This is a genomic window from Paludibacter sp. (assembly GCF_009712605.1).
In the GTDB taxonomy this organism is placed as follows: Bacteria; Bacteroidota; Bacteroidia; order Bacteroidales; family Paludibacteraceae; genus Microbacter.
On sequence record NZ_WASO01000003.1, the window covers coordinates 192,336 to 205,087 of the forward strand.

Consider the following 12,752-nt stretch of genomic DNA (forward strand, 5'->3'; position numbering starts at 1 on the left):
TTAATTCGGGTGTGCCAAAAGGATAGTTTAAGGTTGCACGGAGAGAGGTTTGTTTTCGAGTTGCAAAGGTAATACTTTTCGTTTAATTACGGGAAATGAAAAATTATCTTGCGTTCGAAAGTTCTGAATTGTCGTTTTTTCGTTGTTATTTTGATGAGAAAGAGATACTTTTGTTAAAAAAACGGATTTATGTCAAATGTAGATAATTACAAGGATCAACAGACCGGAAAGAAAATGTTTATTCTTATAGGGAGTTCTGTCGGCCTCACATTGTTGACCAGTTTGGTTATATCGGTCATTTTGTTGTTTAAGACGATGGCAAACGGAGGCAACCTGAACGAAATTAGACCCGATATCACGTTCCTGAAAATTTCTCAGCTGATAGTAACGGTTGTTACTTTCCTTGTGCCGGTTTTGCTACTGTCTAAGATAAGCAGAGTTAAAAGTAAGATTTTTGTGAGGGCCGATAAAGGGCTTTCTTTTGTTCCTTTTTTGCTTGCCGTTTTATTGATGTTAGCTATACAGCCTTTAATGAACGCGACTGCCGATTGGTTTTCAAACTGGTCGTTGCCTTCTTCGTTTGCATGGCTTGAGCATTGGCTGAAGAATATGGAAAAACAAAACCTTGAGTTAGTTCGGAACTTTCTGGATGTGAATTCGGCCGGAGGTTTGCTCTTTAATATTCTGGTAGTAGCAATTGCACCTGCCATTTGCGAAGAATTCTTTTTTCGGGGAGGCTTGCAGCAGGTTTTCTATGCCCGGATGAATAAGCATGTCGCTATATGGCTGGCTGCGGCGGTGTTTAGTGCCGTACATATGGAAGTGAGCGGCTTTTTACCCAGAATGGTGCTTGGCGCAAGTTTTGGGTATTTGTTTATCTGGACCGGCTCAATCTGGGCGCCGGTGATTGCTCACTTTGTCAACAACCTTTGCGGAGTGGTTACGGAATATCTGATATTCAACCATATGATTGATAAAAATATTGAGAAGGTAGGAACCGGAGATACTCTTTGGGCAACAGTGCTGGGGTCGGCGGTTTTTCTCGCTTCTTTGTGGCTTGTCTATCGACTTCATAAGAGTGATTTATCAGAATCGAATACCTGAACCCGCTTCCAGTAATTGATAAAGCTGTCGCTCAATGCGATTGTTCCGAATTAATATCAGACATAAAAGCAGTTTATTGACACATGAAGCTTCTGCAACATTTGGTGAATCTCATTTTTCCCAATCTCTGTCTGGCATGTGACGAAAGTCTTGTTAGTGGAGAAGATTCTGTATGCCTTTCATGTTTGGCAGATTTGCCATACACCAATTTCCATCTCCGACAGGCCAATGATATTGAAAAGCGATTTTGGGGTAAATTTTCGGTTGAAAATGCCACGGCGCTTTATTTCTATAAGAAGGCAACTACCGGACAGCATTTGCTTCATGCGCTAAAATACCGAGGAGAAAAACAGCTTGGAATAATACTTGGGCGTCAATTAGGCAGCAATCTCATACAATCGTCATTTTATAGCGATATTGATCTGATTGTGCCTGTCCCGCTTCATCCTAAAAAGTACCGCAAGCGCGGTTATAATCAAAGCGAATGTATTTGCGAGGGTATCTCGGAAGCCATGCAGGTTCCCGTTAATTTCACCAATCTTGTCAGGTTGATTGAGAATCCGACACAAACACGCAAAGGTGTTTACGAGCGTTGGGAAAATACCAAGGGAATCTTTGGGTTGGTTGACGTTTCCGTATTTGCAGGAAAACATATTTTGCTTGTAGACGATGTACTGACCACCGGTTCAACTCTTGAAGCCTGTGCGTCAGCTCTTCTACAAGCCGAAAATGTTAGAATAAGTGTGGCAACTATCGCGGTTGCCTGACGGTTTTACTCGTTAAGACGTGCGATGATTGTTTCGTTACCAACCGTTTTTTCGCCGTGTGTTACGTAAACTTCAGCATCCAGCGGTAAAAAGATGTCGACACGTGAACCGAATTTGATGAATCCGAGATGTTCATTGAGATGACATGCTTTGCTGGGTACGGCGTAAGTTACAATACGACGGGCAAGCAATCCTGCAATCTGACGCACCAAGACCTGAGTCTTCATCGGCGACTCGATCACTACGGTAGTCCGTTCGTTTTCGGTGCTTGACTTAGGAAGATAAGCAGCAAGGTAACGACCATTATGGTGTTTGGTATATTTCACCGTGCCGGCAATAGGATACCAGTTGGCATGAACGTTGAATACCGACATGAAAATGGATATCTGTATGCGTTTATCTTTGAAATATTCGTGTTCAACTGTAGGTTCCACTACCACCACAGTACCATCGGCCGGAGCAATAATCAGACTCGGATCGTCAATATCCCCGGGACGTGAAGGATTACGGAAAAAATAGGTAAAGAACATGAACGTTACCAGAGAAAGCAGGATATTCACAAACCATATGAGTTGGGAAAATTCGAAATAAACCATCAGGTTTATAACGAGCAGTATTACAAATACTCCCAATAATATCCACCGTCCTTCTTTATGAATTTTCATTCTCCCTTTCTTCATTGTTTTTTAGCGCTTTTCGTTTATAATTAAACGAGTAATTTTTAGTCTGATGATTAAATGAAGCAGTTCTCACCGATGAGAATTGCTAGATAAATTAAGATAACCGGGGTGGCAAACAGCAAACTGTCGAAACGGTCGAGCATTCCGCCATGTCCCGGTAGTATATTTCCCGAATCTTTTATGTTGAATGTGCGTTTGAGCAATGATTCGGCCAAATCTCCGAATGTTCCGAATACAACCACCAGAGCTGCAAATCCAATCCATCCAAAGACCGACAAAGATGAGGAAAAATGTGCAAATATCAAAGCTGCCACACAAGCTGCTAAAAAACCTCCGATTGCACCTTCCCAGGATTTCTTGGGGGAAATACGTTCAAACAGTCGGTGTTTACCCAAAGTGACGCCAAAAAGATACGCTCCCGAATCGTACGTCCAGATCAGCACAAACAGCGCCAAAAGGAACTCCGGTTCAAAGGAGTGGTTCAGGATATTCAGCATTGAAAAAGGAACAACTACATAAATCTGGCCGAGAAAGAAATAGGCCCAATTATGTAAAGGATTGCCATCTTTTCTGAATAATTCATAGATAACAATGCCAAAGCAAAAGAGCACATAAACTGCCAGACATATGATTCCTATTTGAGCAGAAACCTGATTCCAAAGCAATGTGGAAAGATACAAAAATGCACTTGCCAGAGTGGCAAATTGTCTGTTGATCTGAGCGCTGCCTTTCGTGTTGATCAATGTGTAAAGTTCCCATTGAGTGAGAACGGTTACCCAGAAAAAAAGGCTTGCAAACGCAATTTTACCCAGAAAAACAGATCCGACGATAGCACCAACAAAAAGGACTCCTGTGATTGCTCGCTGTATTAAATTCTTCATCTCAAGTACGTTTCCTATATGCTATCGTTATGCAAGTTCTTCCGTTTGTTCGGAAGCAGTTGCGGGCTCGTCTTCATTTTTTTGCTCATCTACAATAGCCTGTTCAGTAGGTTCTGTCGTATTTTCAGACCCTGTTTCAGACATCAGTTCTTCGGCGCGCGAAGTCCATGGGCGTTTTCCGAAAATTCCTTCCACATCTTCTGTAAAGATCACTTCCTGGTCGATAAGCAATTCTGCCAGTTGGTGGTGTCCTTCTACGTGTTCCTTCAAGATGGCTTTGGCTCTTTCAAACTGTTCGTTGACGATATTTTTAGCTTCGGCATCAATCAGGTCGGCTGTTCTGTCGCTGTATGGTTTTGTAAAGCCGTATTCGTAAGCACCTGTCGAATCATAGAAACTGATGTTTGAGAGTTTGTCGCTCATGCCGTAATAGGCAACCATGGCGTAAGCCTGTTTGGTAACACGTTCCAGATCGTTCAATGCACCGGTCGAAGGCGTTTCAAAGAACAGTTCTTCTGCTGCGCGTCCGCCCAATGTGGCGCACATTTCGTCCAGAATGTGTTCTTTGGTGGTCAGCTTTCTTTCTTCCGGAAGATACCATGCAGCACCTAATGCTTCGCCGCGGGGAACGATTGTCACTTTTACCAATGGATTTGCATAACGCAACATCCAGCTAACGGTAGCGTGACCGGCTTCGTGGAAAGCAATCGATTTTTTCTCAGCCAACGTGGTGAGTGTGGTTTTGCGTTCCAGGCCACCCACGATACGGTCGACAGCATCTACGAAATCTTGCTTTTCAACAATTGTTTTATTCTTGCGGGCAGCAATCAAAGCTGCTTCGTTACATACATTGGCAATATCGGCACCCGAAAAACCTGGAGTTTGTCGGGCCAGAAAATCGATATCCAGAGCCGGATCGATTTTGATGGGTCGCAGGTGTACCTTGAAAATGGCGATACGTTCGTGCAGGTCGGGCAGTTCGACGTGAATTTGTCTGTCAAAACGTCCGGCACGAAGCAGGGCTTTGTCCAGAATGTCGGCACGGTTAGTAGCTGCCAGAATAATGACACCACTGTTTGATCCGAAACCGTCCATTTCTGTCAGCAACTGGTTCAACGTATTTTCGCGTTCGTCGTTAGCGCCCATATTAGGATTCTTTCCACGGGCACGTCCTACCGCATCAATTTCGTCAATGAAGATAATACACGGTGCTTTTTCTTTTGCCTGACGGAAAAGGTCGCGCACACGTGATGCTCCCACACCAACGAACATTTCCACGAAATCGGAACCCGACATGGAGAAGAACGGAACATCGGCTTCGCCAGCCACCGCTTTTGCCAAAAGTGTTTTACCTGTACCCGGAGGGCCAACAAGCAAAGCTCCTTTAGGGATCTTACCTCCCAGTTCGGTATATTTTGACGGGTTTTTCAGGAACGCCACAATTTCTTCCACCTCCTGTTTGGCGCCGTCAAGTCCGGCAACATCTTTAAAGGTTACTTTGATTTCACCGTTTGTTTTGTCGAAGAGCTGAGCCTTGGATTTTCCTACAGAGAAAATATTACCGGGGCCGCCACCTGATCCACCGCTCATCCGTCGTGACAAGAATACGAAGAATGCAATCATCAGGACGATGGGTAGAATAGAATAGAGGAAAGTATTGAAGTAATCGTTTTCCTTCTGGTAGAACACCTCTCCTGTAAATTGTTTGTTTTCTCTTACCTGAGAAAGAAAGCGCTGTGTCTCTTCTACAGATCCGAACTTAACCGTGATGACGGGATTTTGCTGAAATTTGGCAGAGTCGTTTCCGAATACAGGGGTCATCTTCCCTTTTTTGATAGTCACCAGAGCATAGTTCTGGTTGGATACGACAGTTATTTTGTCAACATAGTTGTTCTTAACATAGCCTTCAAAATCGGAAAAAGAGACATCCTTTGGATTCCCGGTTTGGGCAAAGAAGGTCATACCTACCAAAACTATACCAATCAGGGCATAGATCCAGTAGAGGTAATTCTGGCGGTTATTTTGACGTTTCCGCTGAGGATTCCCCGAATCCTGATTTTGAGAACGCTTGAATTTATTGCTTGAATCTGGTTCCATATATAATTAATGTATAGACAAAATTAAATTTAGAAACACGACTTAAATACAAGGCTGAATTTTTATTGCCTGACTTTAGTCGAGATCAGGGATTTCTGTAATATCGGCATCAGCCCACAAATGTTCGATGTCGTAAAAATTGCGGGGCTCGCGCTGGAACACATGAACGATTACCTGTAGATAGTCCATGGCAACCCAAAGCGAGTTTTCCAGTCCATCCGTGGCAACCGGTTTGGTTTTTGCATGAGTACGGACATAATCTCTCACCGAGCCTGCAATAGCGTTGACGTGGGTGTTTGAATCACCTTCGCAGATGACAAAGTAACTACACCCTGCGCTGTCAAATTTCTTTAGATCAACAACTACAATGCGTTTGCCTTTCTTTTCCTGTATTCCTTCTACAATGGTACGAACTAAAATATTATCTGTCATGTAATAAATGAATGATTCCTGGTGAAACTATTTTGAAAATTAGATATTGGTGGGAAACAGCTTATTATCTGCTTGAAGTATAAGCGGAGACTTCCTAATAATTTGCAAAGATAGTGTTAAATTGCAATATTACCCAACATGTTGAAGCAAACGGGAGTTTCCGTCACAGCAGGGTATTCCCTGTATTCAATCAAAAAGCGTGCCATAAAACGTTAGTGTCTGACACAAAAAAAGTTGTTGAAAAGTTTTGTACTTGGAAAATTTAGCGTACTTTTGCAGTCCGAATTATTATCCCGTGAAGGAAAAAGTGTGCAGAGTTGTTAATGGGGTGAAATCAAACGGATTAGCCTACGGTTGAGAAGTAGCTTTTAATGACTGTGCACGAAGTTATTATTCAAAAATTAATCATCACGCCCTTTTTTCGTATGGTGAACGAAAAACCGGTGTACAAATTATTCGTATGAATACTTTAAGTTATAAAACCATCTCTGCCAACAAGGCAACTGTTCAGAAAGAATGGGTGGTAGTTGACGCTACCGATTTGGTATTGGGACGTATGGGTTCGAAGGTTGCAAAACTTCTTCGTGGCAAATATAAACCCAGTTTTACTCCGCACGTGGATTGCGGTGACAACGTGATTGTGATTAATGCCGAAAAAGTGCAATTGACGGGAAATAAATGGAATGACCGCGTTTACTTGCGCTATACCGGTTATCCCGGCGGCCAACGCGAAATCACTCCTGCTAAATTGATGGCAAAAAGTCCGGACAAACTGATCCGTAAAGTGGTAAAAGGTATGCTTCCTAAGAACCGTCTTGGTGCTCAGTTGTTGCGTAACCTGCACGTTTATGCTGGTGCCGAACACCCACACGAAGCACAACAACCCAAAGTTATTGATTTAAACTCACTTAAATAAGAGATATGGAAATAGTAAATGCCATAGGAAGAAGAAAAGCTGCTGTTGCACGCGTTTTCGTTACCCCGGGAAAAGGTGAAATCACCGTAAACAAGCGTGAGCTTGGCGTATATTTCCCATCGAGCATTCTTCAATATGTTGTGAAACAGCCTTTAACAAAACTTGGCGTTGCCGAACAATACGATATCAAGGTAAACCTTGACGGTGGCGGTTTCAAAGGTCAGGCTGAAGCGCTGCGTATGGCTATTGCTCGTGCATTAGTAAAGATCGATGCAGCAAACAAACCTGCTTTGAAAGCAGAAGGCTTCATGACCCGTGACCCACGCGAAGTGGAACGTAAAAAACCGGGTCGTCCTAAAGCACGTAAGAGATTCCAGTTCAGCAAACGTTAATATTGCCTATGGTTGGGTGGTTTCACCCGACCGGCTATTATTCGTTACTGGCGGATCTATACGAAGTTTAGTATCTAAACCGGAAAGACTTTCCTTCCAGTCTTATTGGAAACTACTTGCCGGTTGAGTACCTCAGAATGTAAACTTATTAAAAAAACAAACAAATGCCTACAACAAAATTCGAAGACTTATTGGAAGCAGGTTGCCACTTTGGTCACCTGAAACGTAAATGGAATCCTGCAATGGCTCCCTACATTTTCATGGAAAGCAACGGAATCCACATTATTGATTTGCACAAAACAGCTGTTAAAATTGACGAAGCTGCTGCTGCTCTGAAACAAATTGCAAAATCAGGCCGTAAAATCCTGTTCGTTGCAACAAAAAAACAGGCTAAAGAAGTAGTTGCTGAAGCTGCTCAGGCAATCAGTATGCCTTACGTTACAGAACGCTGGCCGGGTGGTATGTTGACAAACTTCCCAACAATCCGTAAAGCGATTAAAAAAATGAGTACCATTGACAAAATGGCAACTGACGGAACTTTCGATAATCTTTCGAAACGCGAAAAATTGCAAATCACACGTCAACGCGCTAAACTTGAAAAGAACCTTGGTAGTATTGCCGACCTCGTTCGCATGCCATCGGCTCTGTTCGTAGTTGACGTATTGAAAGAACAAATCGCTGTTCGTGAAGCAAAACGCCTCGGTATTCCTGTTTTCGGTATTGTTGATACCAACTCAAATCCTGGTGAAATCGACTTCGTGATCCCGGCTAATGATGATGCTACAAAATCTATTGATATCATCCTCAAAGCTATGGTTGCTGCAGTTCAGGAAGGTTTGCAGGAATTGAAAATCGAAAAGGTAGAAGCTGAAAATGCAGAAGAACCTCAAACTCACGACAAACGAGTTCGCGGCGCTAAAAAAGTTCGTATTCACAAAGAAGATGAAGTTGCTTTGAATGCCAAGGTAGCTGACAAATTTTTGAAAAATACTGAAGAATAATATTCGGACTTAGTATAAAAGATGCGTTACTGACTTGGGATTTTCTTAGGTTCGTGGCGCATTTTTTTAGTTTAAGGTTCAATCTTAAACCTTGAACCTTGAGCAATAAACAAAATCAAATATAAATCACTTAAAATAAAAATATTATGGCAGTAACAATGGCAGAAATTTCGAAATTGCGTACCATGACCGGTGCCGGTATGATGGACTGTAAGAATGCTTTGACAGAAGCAAACGGCGATTTCGATGCAGCAGTTGAAATTATTCGTAAAAAAGGTCAGGCTGTCGCTGCAAAACGTAGCGATCGCGAAGCTTCTGAAGGTTGTGTTTTGGCAGGAACAAACGGTGGCTTTGCCGCTACTTTGGCTCTGAAATGCGAAACTGACTTCGTTGCTAAAAATGCTGACTTCGTTGCTTTGACTCAAGCGATCCTCAATAAGGCGTTGGAAGCAAAACCTAAAACTCAGGACGAATTGTTGGCGTTGGCTATTGATGGTCGTTCTATCGCTGAACACATTACCGAACGTACCGGTATCACAGGCGAAAAAACAGAGTTGGATTACTATGAATTTGTAGAAGGTGGAACAGTAACAACTTACATCCATCCGGGTAACAAATTGGCTACTATCGTTGCTTTTGCTGAAAAAGATGCTGAATACGAAACCATGCACGGTATAGCAATGCATATCGCAGCAATGTCGCCTGTGGCTATCGATGAATCTGCAGTTCCTCAAAAGGTAAAAGATAACGAATTGGCCGTAGCTATCGAAAAAACCAAAAACGAACTTGTTGCAAAAGAAGTTGAAGTTGCGTTGAAAAAAGCAGGCATCAATCCCGCTCATGTTGATAGCGAAGACCACATTGAATCGAACATGGCAAAAGGCTGGATCACTGCAGAAGATGCAGCAAAAGCCCGCGAAATCAAGACAACGGTTGCTGCAGAAAAATCAGCAACTCTGCCAGAACAGAAAGTAAACAATATTGCCGCAGGTCGTATGGCAAAATTCTTCAAAGAATATACCCTTGTAGAACAAAAATATGAAGGTGGTGGCGAAGGAGCAGGCAAAATAACAGTAAAAGAACTGCTTGCCAAAAAACAGTTGACCTGCGTTGCATTCAAACGTGTAACTTTGAACCAGGAATAATTGTTTCAGCCAATTAAATACGAACAGCCGGCCTTTAAGACCGGCTGTTTTTTTGTAACTTTGTGAAGCAAAAGTCCTGGTATGTAATGACGATTCATCTTCTTGGTGATGGATGGCGTGGGCTGCAATTGTAAATCGTAAATGTCTAAATTGTAAATAAAAATGGCTATTATAAAATCTGTCAGAGGATTTACCCCAAAAATCGGGAAAGATTGTTTTATTGCAGATAATGCAGTGATTGTAGGTGATGTGGAAATTGGCGACGGTTGCAGCATTTGGTTCGGAGCCGTTATTCGTGGCGATGTCAACTCTATCCGTATCGGTAATCATGTTAACATTCAGGATGGCGCGGTACTGCATACTTTATACGAGAAATCGACTATCGAGCTGGGAGACTACGTTTCTGTAGGACACAATGTCACTATTCACGGGGCAAAAGTAAACGATTATGCTCTGGTGGGAATGGGATCAACGGTGCTCGACCATGCGGTAGTGGGCGAAGGTGCCATTGTGGCAGCCGGTGCTTTGGTTCTCAGCAAGACTCAGATTGAACCGAACACAATATGGGCAGGCGTTCCTGCTAAGTTCGTAAAGCAAATGGACGAAAAGCAATCGAAAGAGATCAACCAGCGCATAGCACACAATTACGAGATGTACGCCGGCTGGTATAAGGAAAACGATTAAGCCAGCATGATGTTTGTTATCAGGATGTTGAAAAGCAGAATGATAACGCTGCTGTGAACAACGGCATTGGTACTGGCCACACCCACATCGAGTGCGCCTCCGTAGGCATAATACCCGTAATAGGAAGACACAGAGGTGATAATATAGGCGAAAAAGAGGGATTTAGTCAGTGAGTAAGTGACGTAAAACGGATTAAAAGCATATTGTATCCCGTACACAAAATCGGAGACGGTAATTATATTCGAAAACATACCTACGCCGTAGCCTCCCAGAATACCAAGCGCCATGCTAAAAATAACCAAAAAAGGCATCATCAGAACAAAAGCTACTATTTTGGGTAATATCAGGTAGTTGGCCGAATTGACACCCATTATTTCGAGAGCATCGATTTGTTCGGTAATACGCATGGTGCCAATCTCGGAAGCAATATTCGATCCTACTTTGCCGGCAAGAATCAGGCAAAGAATGGTGGATGAAAATTCCAGTAAAAGCGTATCGCGGGTTACCAATCCGGTGGAATACCGGGGCAGGAGCGGATTAGAAGTGTTCAACTTTGTTTGAATGGTCATAATCGCTCCGATGAATATGGAGATAATCACTACAATACCCAGTGACCGCAAGCCCAGCTTTTCCATTTCCAAAGGGAGTTGACGGAAAAACATACGCCAGTTGTCCGGACGGGTAAAAACCTTCGTCATCAAAAGACAATACTTGCCAATTTGTTGAAATAACTTCATTCAGATACTTTTTAGGAGTACAAAGATAAAGAAAAAAATCCAAGCGGTTTTAGTCTGAATACTCGTTTCATTGTAAATCCTGTTCAGTCATCTTACCAGAAAGGTAGATATGATGCTTTTCAAAAAAGAGAATCATATCTACCTTTGTCTTTACCCTGCTAATTAATTCAACCAGAAAGAAGAGTAAAGTGTAATTCATCCGATTCTTACAGATGTCATACTTAGTGAGCCGGCAACCGTTTTGTCGTTGAAAATGGAAATATCATCATTAGATTCTTTCAACGCCATGGCATAGATTAGAGGAATGTAATGCTCCGGCGTTGGAATTGACATCTCAAAAGCCGAGCCTTGTTTCCGATAATTTACCAGAGACTGCAAATCTCCTGACAAAATGAATTTTTTCGTTTTTTCATTAGTCTCTTCAGCCCAGTCGTATGCAAATTCGCTATTGATTTTGTACCAATCAAGTGTTCGTAAATTGTGAACAATATTTCCGCTACCGACTATCAAAACTCCTTTGTGTCTTAATGCTGCAAGTTCTTTTGCCAAATCAAAATGATACTGTGCATCTTTTGTATGGTCTATGCTCAACTGAATGACCGGCACGTCAGCTTCCGGATACATATGTTTAACAATGCTCCATGTGCCATGATCGAGACCCCAGTTATAATCCAGACCAACTTCTGACTTGGTCACCATTTGCCGGACTTCCTGAGCCAGTTCGGGACTGCCGGGGGCCGGATACTGAACTGCAAAAAGCTCTTTTGGAAACCCTCCAAAATCATGAATAGTTTGTGGTTTTTCCATTGCAGTCACTTGCGAGCCTTTGGTCTCCCAATGGGCCGATACACATACTATTGCGTTAGGTTTTTCCATCGCGTCCCCAAGTCTTCTGAATTCTGAAACAAATTCATTTTCTTCGATAGCGATCATCGGACTTCCATGTCCTACAAAAAGGACGGGCATTTTAGGAGAATGACCTAACCCGGATGTCAGTTGGTTGAATTCGTGTGATTTCATACTATAATAATTTTTTCATCTAAGGAAGTATGGAACTCCATGTTGCTGGTAATTATTACATTCCTCTCGGTTGTTGTGACGCAACATGTTCGTTTCATATTTGTATAAATAAATGGTGCCGTTATTTTTAGCGGCACCATTATTGATTATGAGATATGTACTTTGTTTTCAGTTTCTATAATCAGGAATACTGAGATTTGTTCAGTAATTGTGGGTTTTAGTTTGCTAACCCGATTTGTTTCATGAAGGCAAGATTGTCCCAGAATAACTGTTCTTCAATCATTACCCCGTCTTTCCAGATTCCGATTGTACACATCGGTAATTTAAATGATTTCCCGGTTGGTTGAATGGTTGTCCCATTTGGGAGTTGCATCGGTTTTGTGAATGTACCTTCAATCACGCCTGTTACTGCAGTGTAGTTACCTGATCCGAACCGGTAGGGATGTACTTTGATTTTAGTGTCAGGAGCAAAAGTGAACATTGGGGCCAATTGTTTGATGTGCTCTTCCAACCCATAGGTTACACTTCCATCAGGATATGTTACCTTGATATTTTGTGCATGCGATTCGTGCAGACGTTGCCATTGTTGTTTGCTATAGACTACAAAGTCTAATGTGTCGAACTTAACCAGATTTTGTTCAATCTGTTTGTTGGCTTTCAAAATTTGAGACAGTTGTTTTTTTGCATCCGACAACTCTTTATTTGATTGTGCATTTGCCATAAAAAATGTGCTAACCAGCATCATTGCACCGATAAAAAATTTCATTGTTTTCATACTATAAAAATTTGTTTTTAATGGAAGTATGGAACACCATGTTGCTGTAAAGAACTTTCCGATAGCTATCGGGAACTCTTGAACGTTGTGACGCAACATGTTCGTTTCATAATAGTTTGTT

General features: G+C 42.2%; 14 protein-coding genes. 7 read left to right on the forward strand and 7 right to left on the reverse strand.

The window, feature by feature from the left end:
- Positions 1 to 189: 189 nt before the first annotated feature.
- Together F8N35_RS04765 and F8N35_RS04770 are read left to right on the forward strand one after the other, a co-directional pair.
- Positions 190 to 1,104 carry a type II CAAX endopeptidase family protein gene (locus F8N35_RS04765; RefSeq protein WP_293050212.1) on the forward strand — a complete coding sequence of 305 codons (915 nt, stop codon included), beginning with the start codon at positions 190 to 192 and terminating at the stop codon, positions 1,102 to 1,104.
- An 83-nt stretch (positions 1,105 to 1,187) separates the two neighbouring features.
- Positions 1,188 to 1,871 carry a ComF family protein gene (locus F8N35_RS04770; protein ID WP_293050213.1) on the forward strand — a complete coding sequence of 228 codons (684 nt, stop codon included), beginning with the start codon at positions 1,188 to 1,190 and terminating at the stop codon, positions 1,869 to 1,871.
- A 5-nt stretch (positions 1,872 to 1,876) separates the two neighbouring features.
- Here the strand turns inward: F8N35_RS04770 and F8N35_RS04775 are convergent, their stop codons facing one another.
- The 4 genes from F8N35_RS04775 to rsfS all read right to left on the reverse strand — a co-directional run bounded on the left by F8N35_RS04775 (position 1,877) and on the right by rsfS (position 5,961).
- Positions 1,877 to 2,551, reverse strand: coding sequence for a phosphatidylserine decarboxylase family protein (locus F8N35_RS04775; RefSeq protein ID WP_293050214.1), 675 nt, complete (start codon positions 2,549 to 2,551; stop codon positions 1,877 to 1,879).
- Positions 2,552 to 2,604: 53 nt separating this feature from the next.
- Complete coding sequence (locus F8N35_RS04780) at positions 2,605 to 3,432, reverse strand: phosphatidate cytidylyltransferase (protein ID WP_293050215.1); 828 nt, start codon at positions 3,430 to 3,432, stop codon at positions 2,605 to 2,607.
- A gap of 27 nt (positions 3,433 to 3,459) precedes the next feature.
- Positions 3,460 to 5,529 (reverse strand): ATP-dependent zinc metalloprotease FtsH, encoded by a 2,070-nt coding sequence (gene ftsH / locus F8N35_RS04785; protein ID WP_293050216.1) that lies wholly within the window; start codon positions 5,527 to 5,529, stop codon positions 3,460 to 3,462.
- 75 nt (positions 5,530 to 5,604) lie between these two features.
- On the reverse strand, positions 5,605 to 5,961 hold the full coding sequence (gene rsfS, locus F8N35_RS04790) for a ribosome silencing factor (RefSeq protein WP_293050217.1): 357 nt from the start codon (positions 5,959 to 5,961) through the stop codon (positions 5,605 to 5,607).
- A 460-nt stretch (positions 5,962 to 6,421) separates the two neighbouring features.
- Between rsfS and rplM the strand changes: the two genes are divergently transcribed.
- The 5 genes from rplM (at position 6,422) to F8N35_RS04815 (ending at position 10,099) form a co-directional block, all read left to right on the forward strand.
- On the forward strand, positions 6,422 to 6,877 hold the full coding sequence (gene rplM / locus F8N35_RS04795; RefSeq protein WP_293050218.1) for a 50S ribosomal protein L13: 456 nt from the start codon (positions 6,422 to 6,424) through the stop codon (positions 6,875 to 6,877).
- Positions 6,878 to 6,882: 5 nt separating this feature from the next.
- A complete protein-coding gene (rpsI, locus tag F8N35_RS04800; protein WP_068702336.1) occupies positions 6,883 to 7,269 on the forward strand; it encodes a 30S ribosomal protein S9 in 387 nt (128 codons plus the stop codon).
- 164 nt (positions 7,270 to 7,433) lie between these two features.
- Positions 7,434 to 8,270, forward strand: a complete 837-nt coding sequence (gene rpsB, locus F8N35_RS04805) for a 30S ribosomal protein S2 (RefSeq protein ID WP_293050219.1) — start codon at positions 7,434 to 7,436, stop codon at positions 8,268 to 8,270.
- Positions 8,271 to 8,416: 146 nt separating this feature from the next.
- A complete protein-coding gene (tsf, locus tag F8N35_RS04810; RefSeq protein WP_293050220.1) occupies positions 8,417 to 9,415 on the forward strand; it encodes a translation elongation factor Ts in 999 nt (332 codons plus the stop codon).
- 162 nt (positions 9,416 to 9,577) lie between these two features.
- Positions 9,578 to 10,099, forward strand: coding sequence for a gamma carbonic anhydrase family protein (locus F8N35_RS04815; protein ID WP_068702341.1), 522 nt, complete (start codon positions 9,578 to 9,580; stop codon positions 10,097 to 10,099).
- Here F8N35_RS04815 and F8N35_RS04820 read toward each other — a convergent pair.
- The 3 genes from F8N35_RS04820 to F8N35_RS04830 form a co-directional block, all read right to left on the reverse strand.
- Positions 10,096 to 10,836 (reverse strand): ABC transporter permease, encoded by a 741-nt coding sequence (locus F8N35_RS04820; RefSeq protein ID WP_068702343.1) that lies wholly within the window; start codon positions 10,834 to 10,836, stop codon positions 10,096 to 10,098. The two genes, F8N35_RS04815 and F8N35_RS04820, sit on opposite strands and share 4 nt — an antisense overlap.
- Before the next feature lie 195 nt (positions 10,837 to 11,031).
- Positions 11,032 to 11,856 (reverse strand): 4,5-DOPA dioxygenase extradiol, encoded by an 825-nt coding sequence (gene ygiD, locus F8N35_RS04825; protein WP_293050221.1) that lies wholly within the window; start codon positions 11,854 to 11,856, stop codon positions 11,032 to 11,034.
- A gap of 217 nt (positions 11,857 to 12,073) precedes the next feature.
- The gene (locus F8N35_RS04830) at positions 12,074 to 12,631 is read right to left on the reverse strand and encodes an ester cyclase (protein ID WP_293050222.1); all 558 of its coding nucleotides are present in this window, start codon (positions 12,629 to 12,631) and stop codon (positions 12,074 to 12,076) included.
- Between the last annotated feature and the right edge of the window lie 121 nt (positions 12,632 to 12,752).

Coding starts and splice junctions, on each gene's coding strand:
- F8N35_RS04765 (WP_293050212.1), top strand. CDS start 190: ATGTCAAATGTAGATAATTACAAGGATCAACAGACCGGAAAGAAAATG.
- F8N35_RS04770 (WP_293050213.1), top strand. CDS start 1,188: ATGAAGCTTCTGCAACATTTGGTGAATCTCATTTTTCCCAATCTCTGT.
- F8N35_RS04775 (WP_293050214.1), bottom strand. CDS start 2,551: ATGAAGAAAGGGAGAATGAAAATTCATAAAGAAGGACGGTGGATATTA.
- F8N35_RS04780 (WP_293050215.1), bottom strand. CDS start 3,432: ATGAAGAATTTAATACAGCGAGCAATCACAGGAGTCCTTTTTGTTGGT.
- ftsH (WP_293050216.1), bottom strand. CDS start 5,529: ATGGAACCAGATTCAAGCAATAAATTCAAGCGTTCTCAAAATCAGGAT.
- rsfS (WP_293050217.1), bottom strand. CDS start 5,961: ATGACAGATAATATTTTAGTTCGTACCATTGTAGAAGGAATACAGGAA.
- rplM (WP_293050218.1), top strand. CDS start 6,422: ATGAATACTTTAAGTTATAAAACCATCTCTGCCAACAAGGCAACTGTT.
- rpsI (WP_068702336.1), top strand. CDS start 6,883: ATGGAAATAGTAAATGCCATAGGAAGAAGAAAAGCTGCTGTTGCACGC.
- rpsB (WP_293050219.1), top strand. CDS start 7,434: ATGCCTACAACAAAATTCGAAGACTTATTGGAAGCAGGTTGCCACTTT.
- tsf (WP_293050220.1), top strand. CDS start 8,417: ATGGCAGTAACAATGGCAGAAATTTCGAAATTGCGTACCATGACCGGT.
- F8N35_RS04815 (WP_068702341.1), top strand. CDS start 9,578: ATGGCTATTATAAAATCTGTCAGAGGATTTACCCCAAAAATCGGGAAA.
- F8N35_RS04820 (WP_068702343.1), bottom strand. CDS start 10,836: ATGAAGTTATTTCAACAAATTGGCAAGTATTGTCTTTTGATGACGAAG.
- ygiD (WP_293050221.1), bottom strand. CDS start 11,856: ATGAAATCACACGAATTCAACCAACTGACATCCGGGTTAGGTCATTCT.
- F8N35_RS04830 (WP_293050222.1), bottom strand. CDS start 12,631: ATGAAAACAATGAAATTTTTTATCGGTGCAATGATGCTGGTTAGCACA.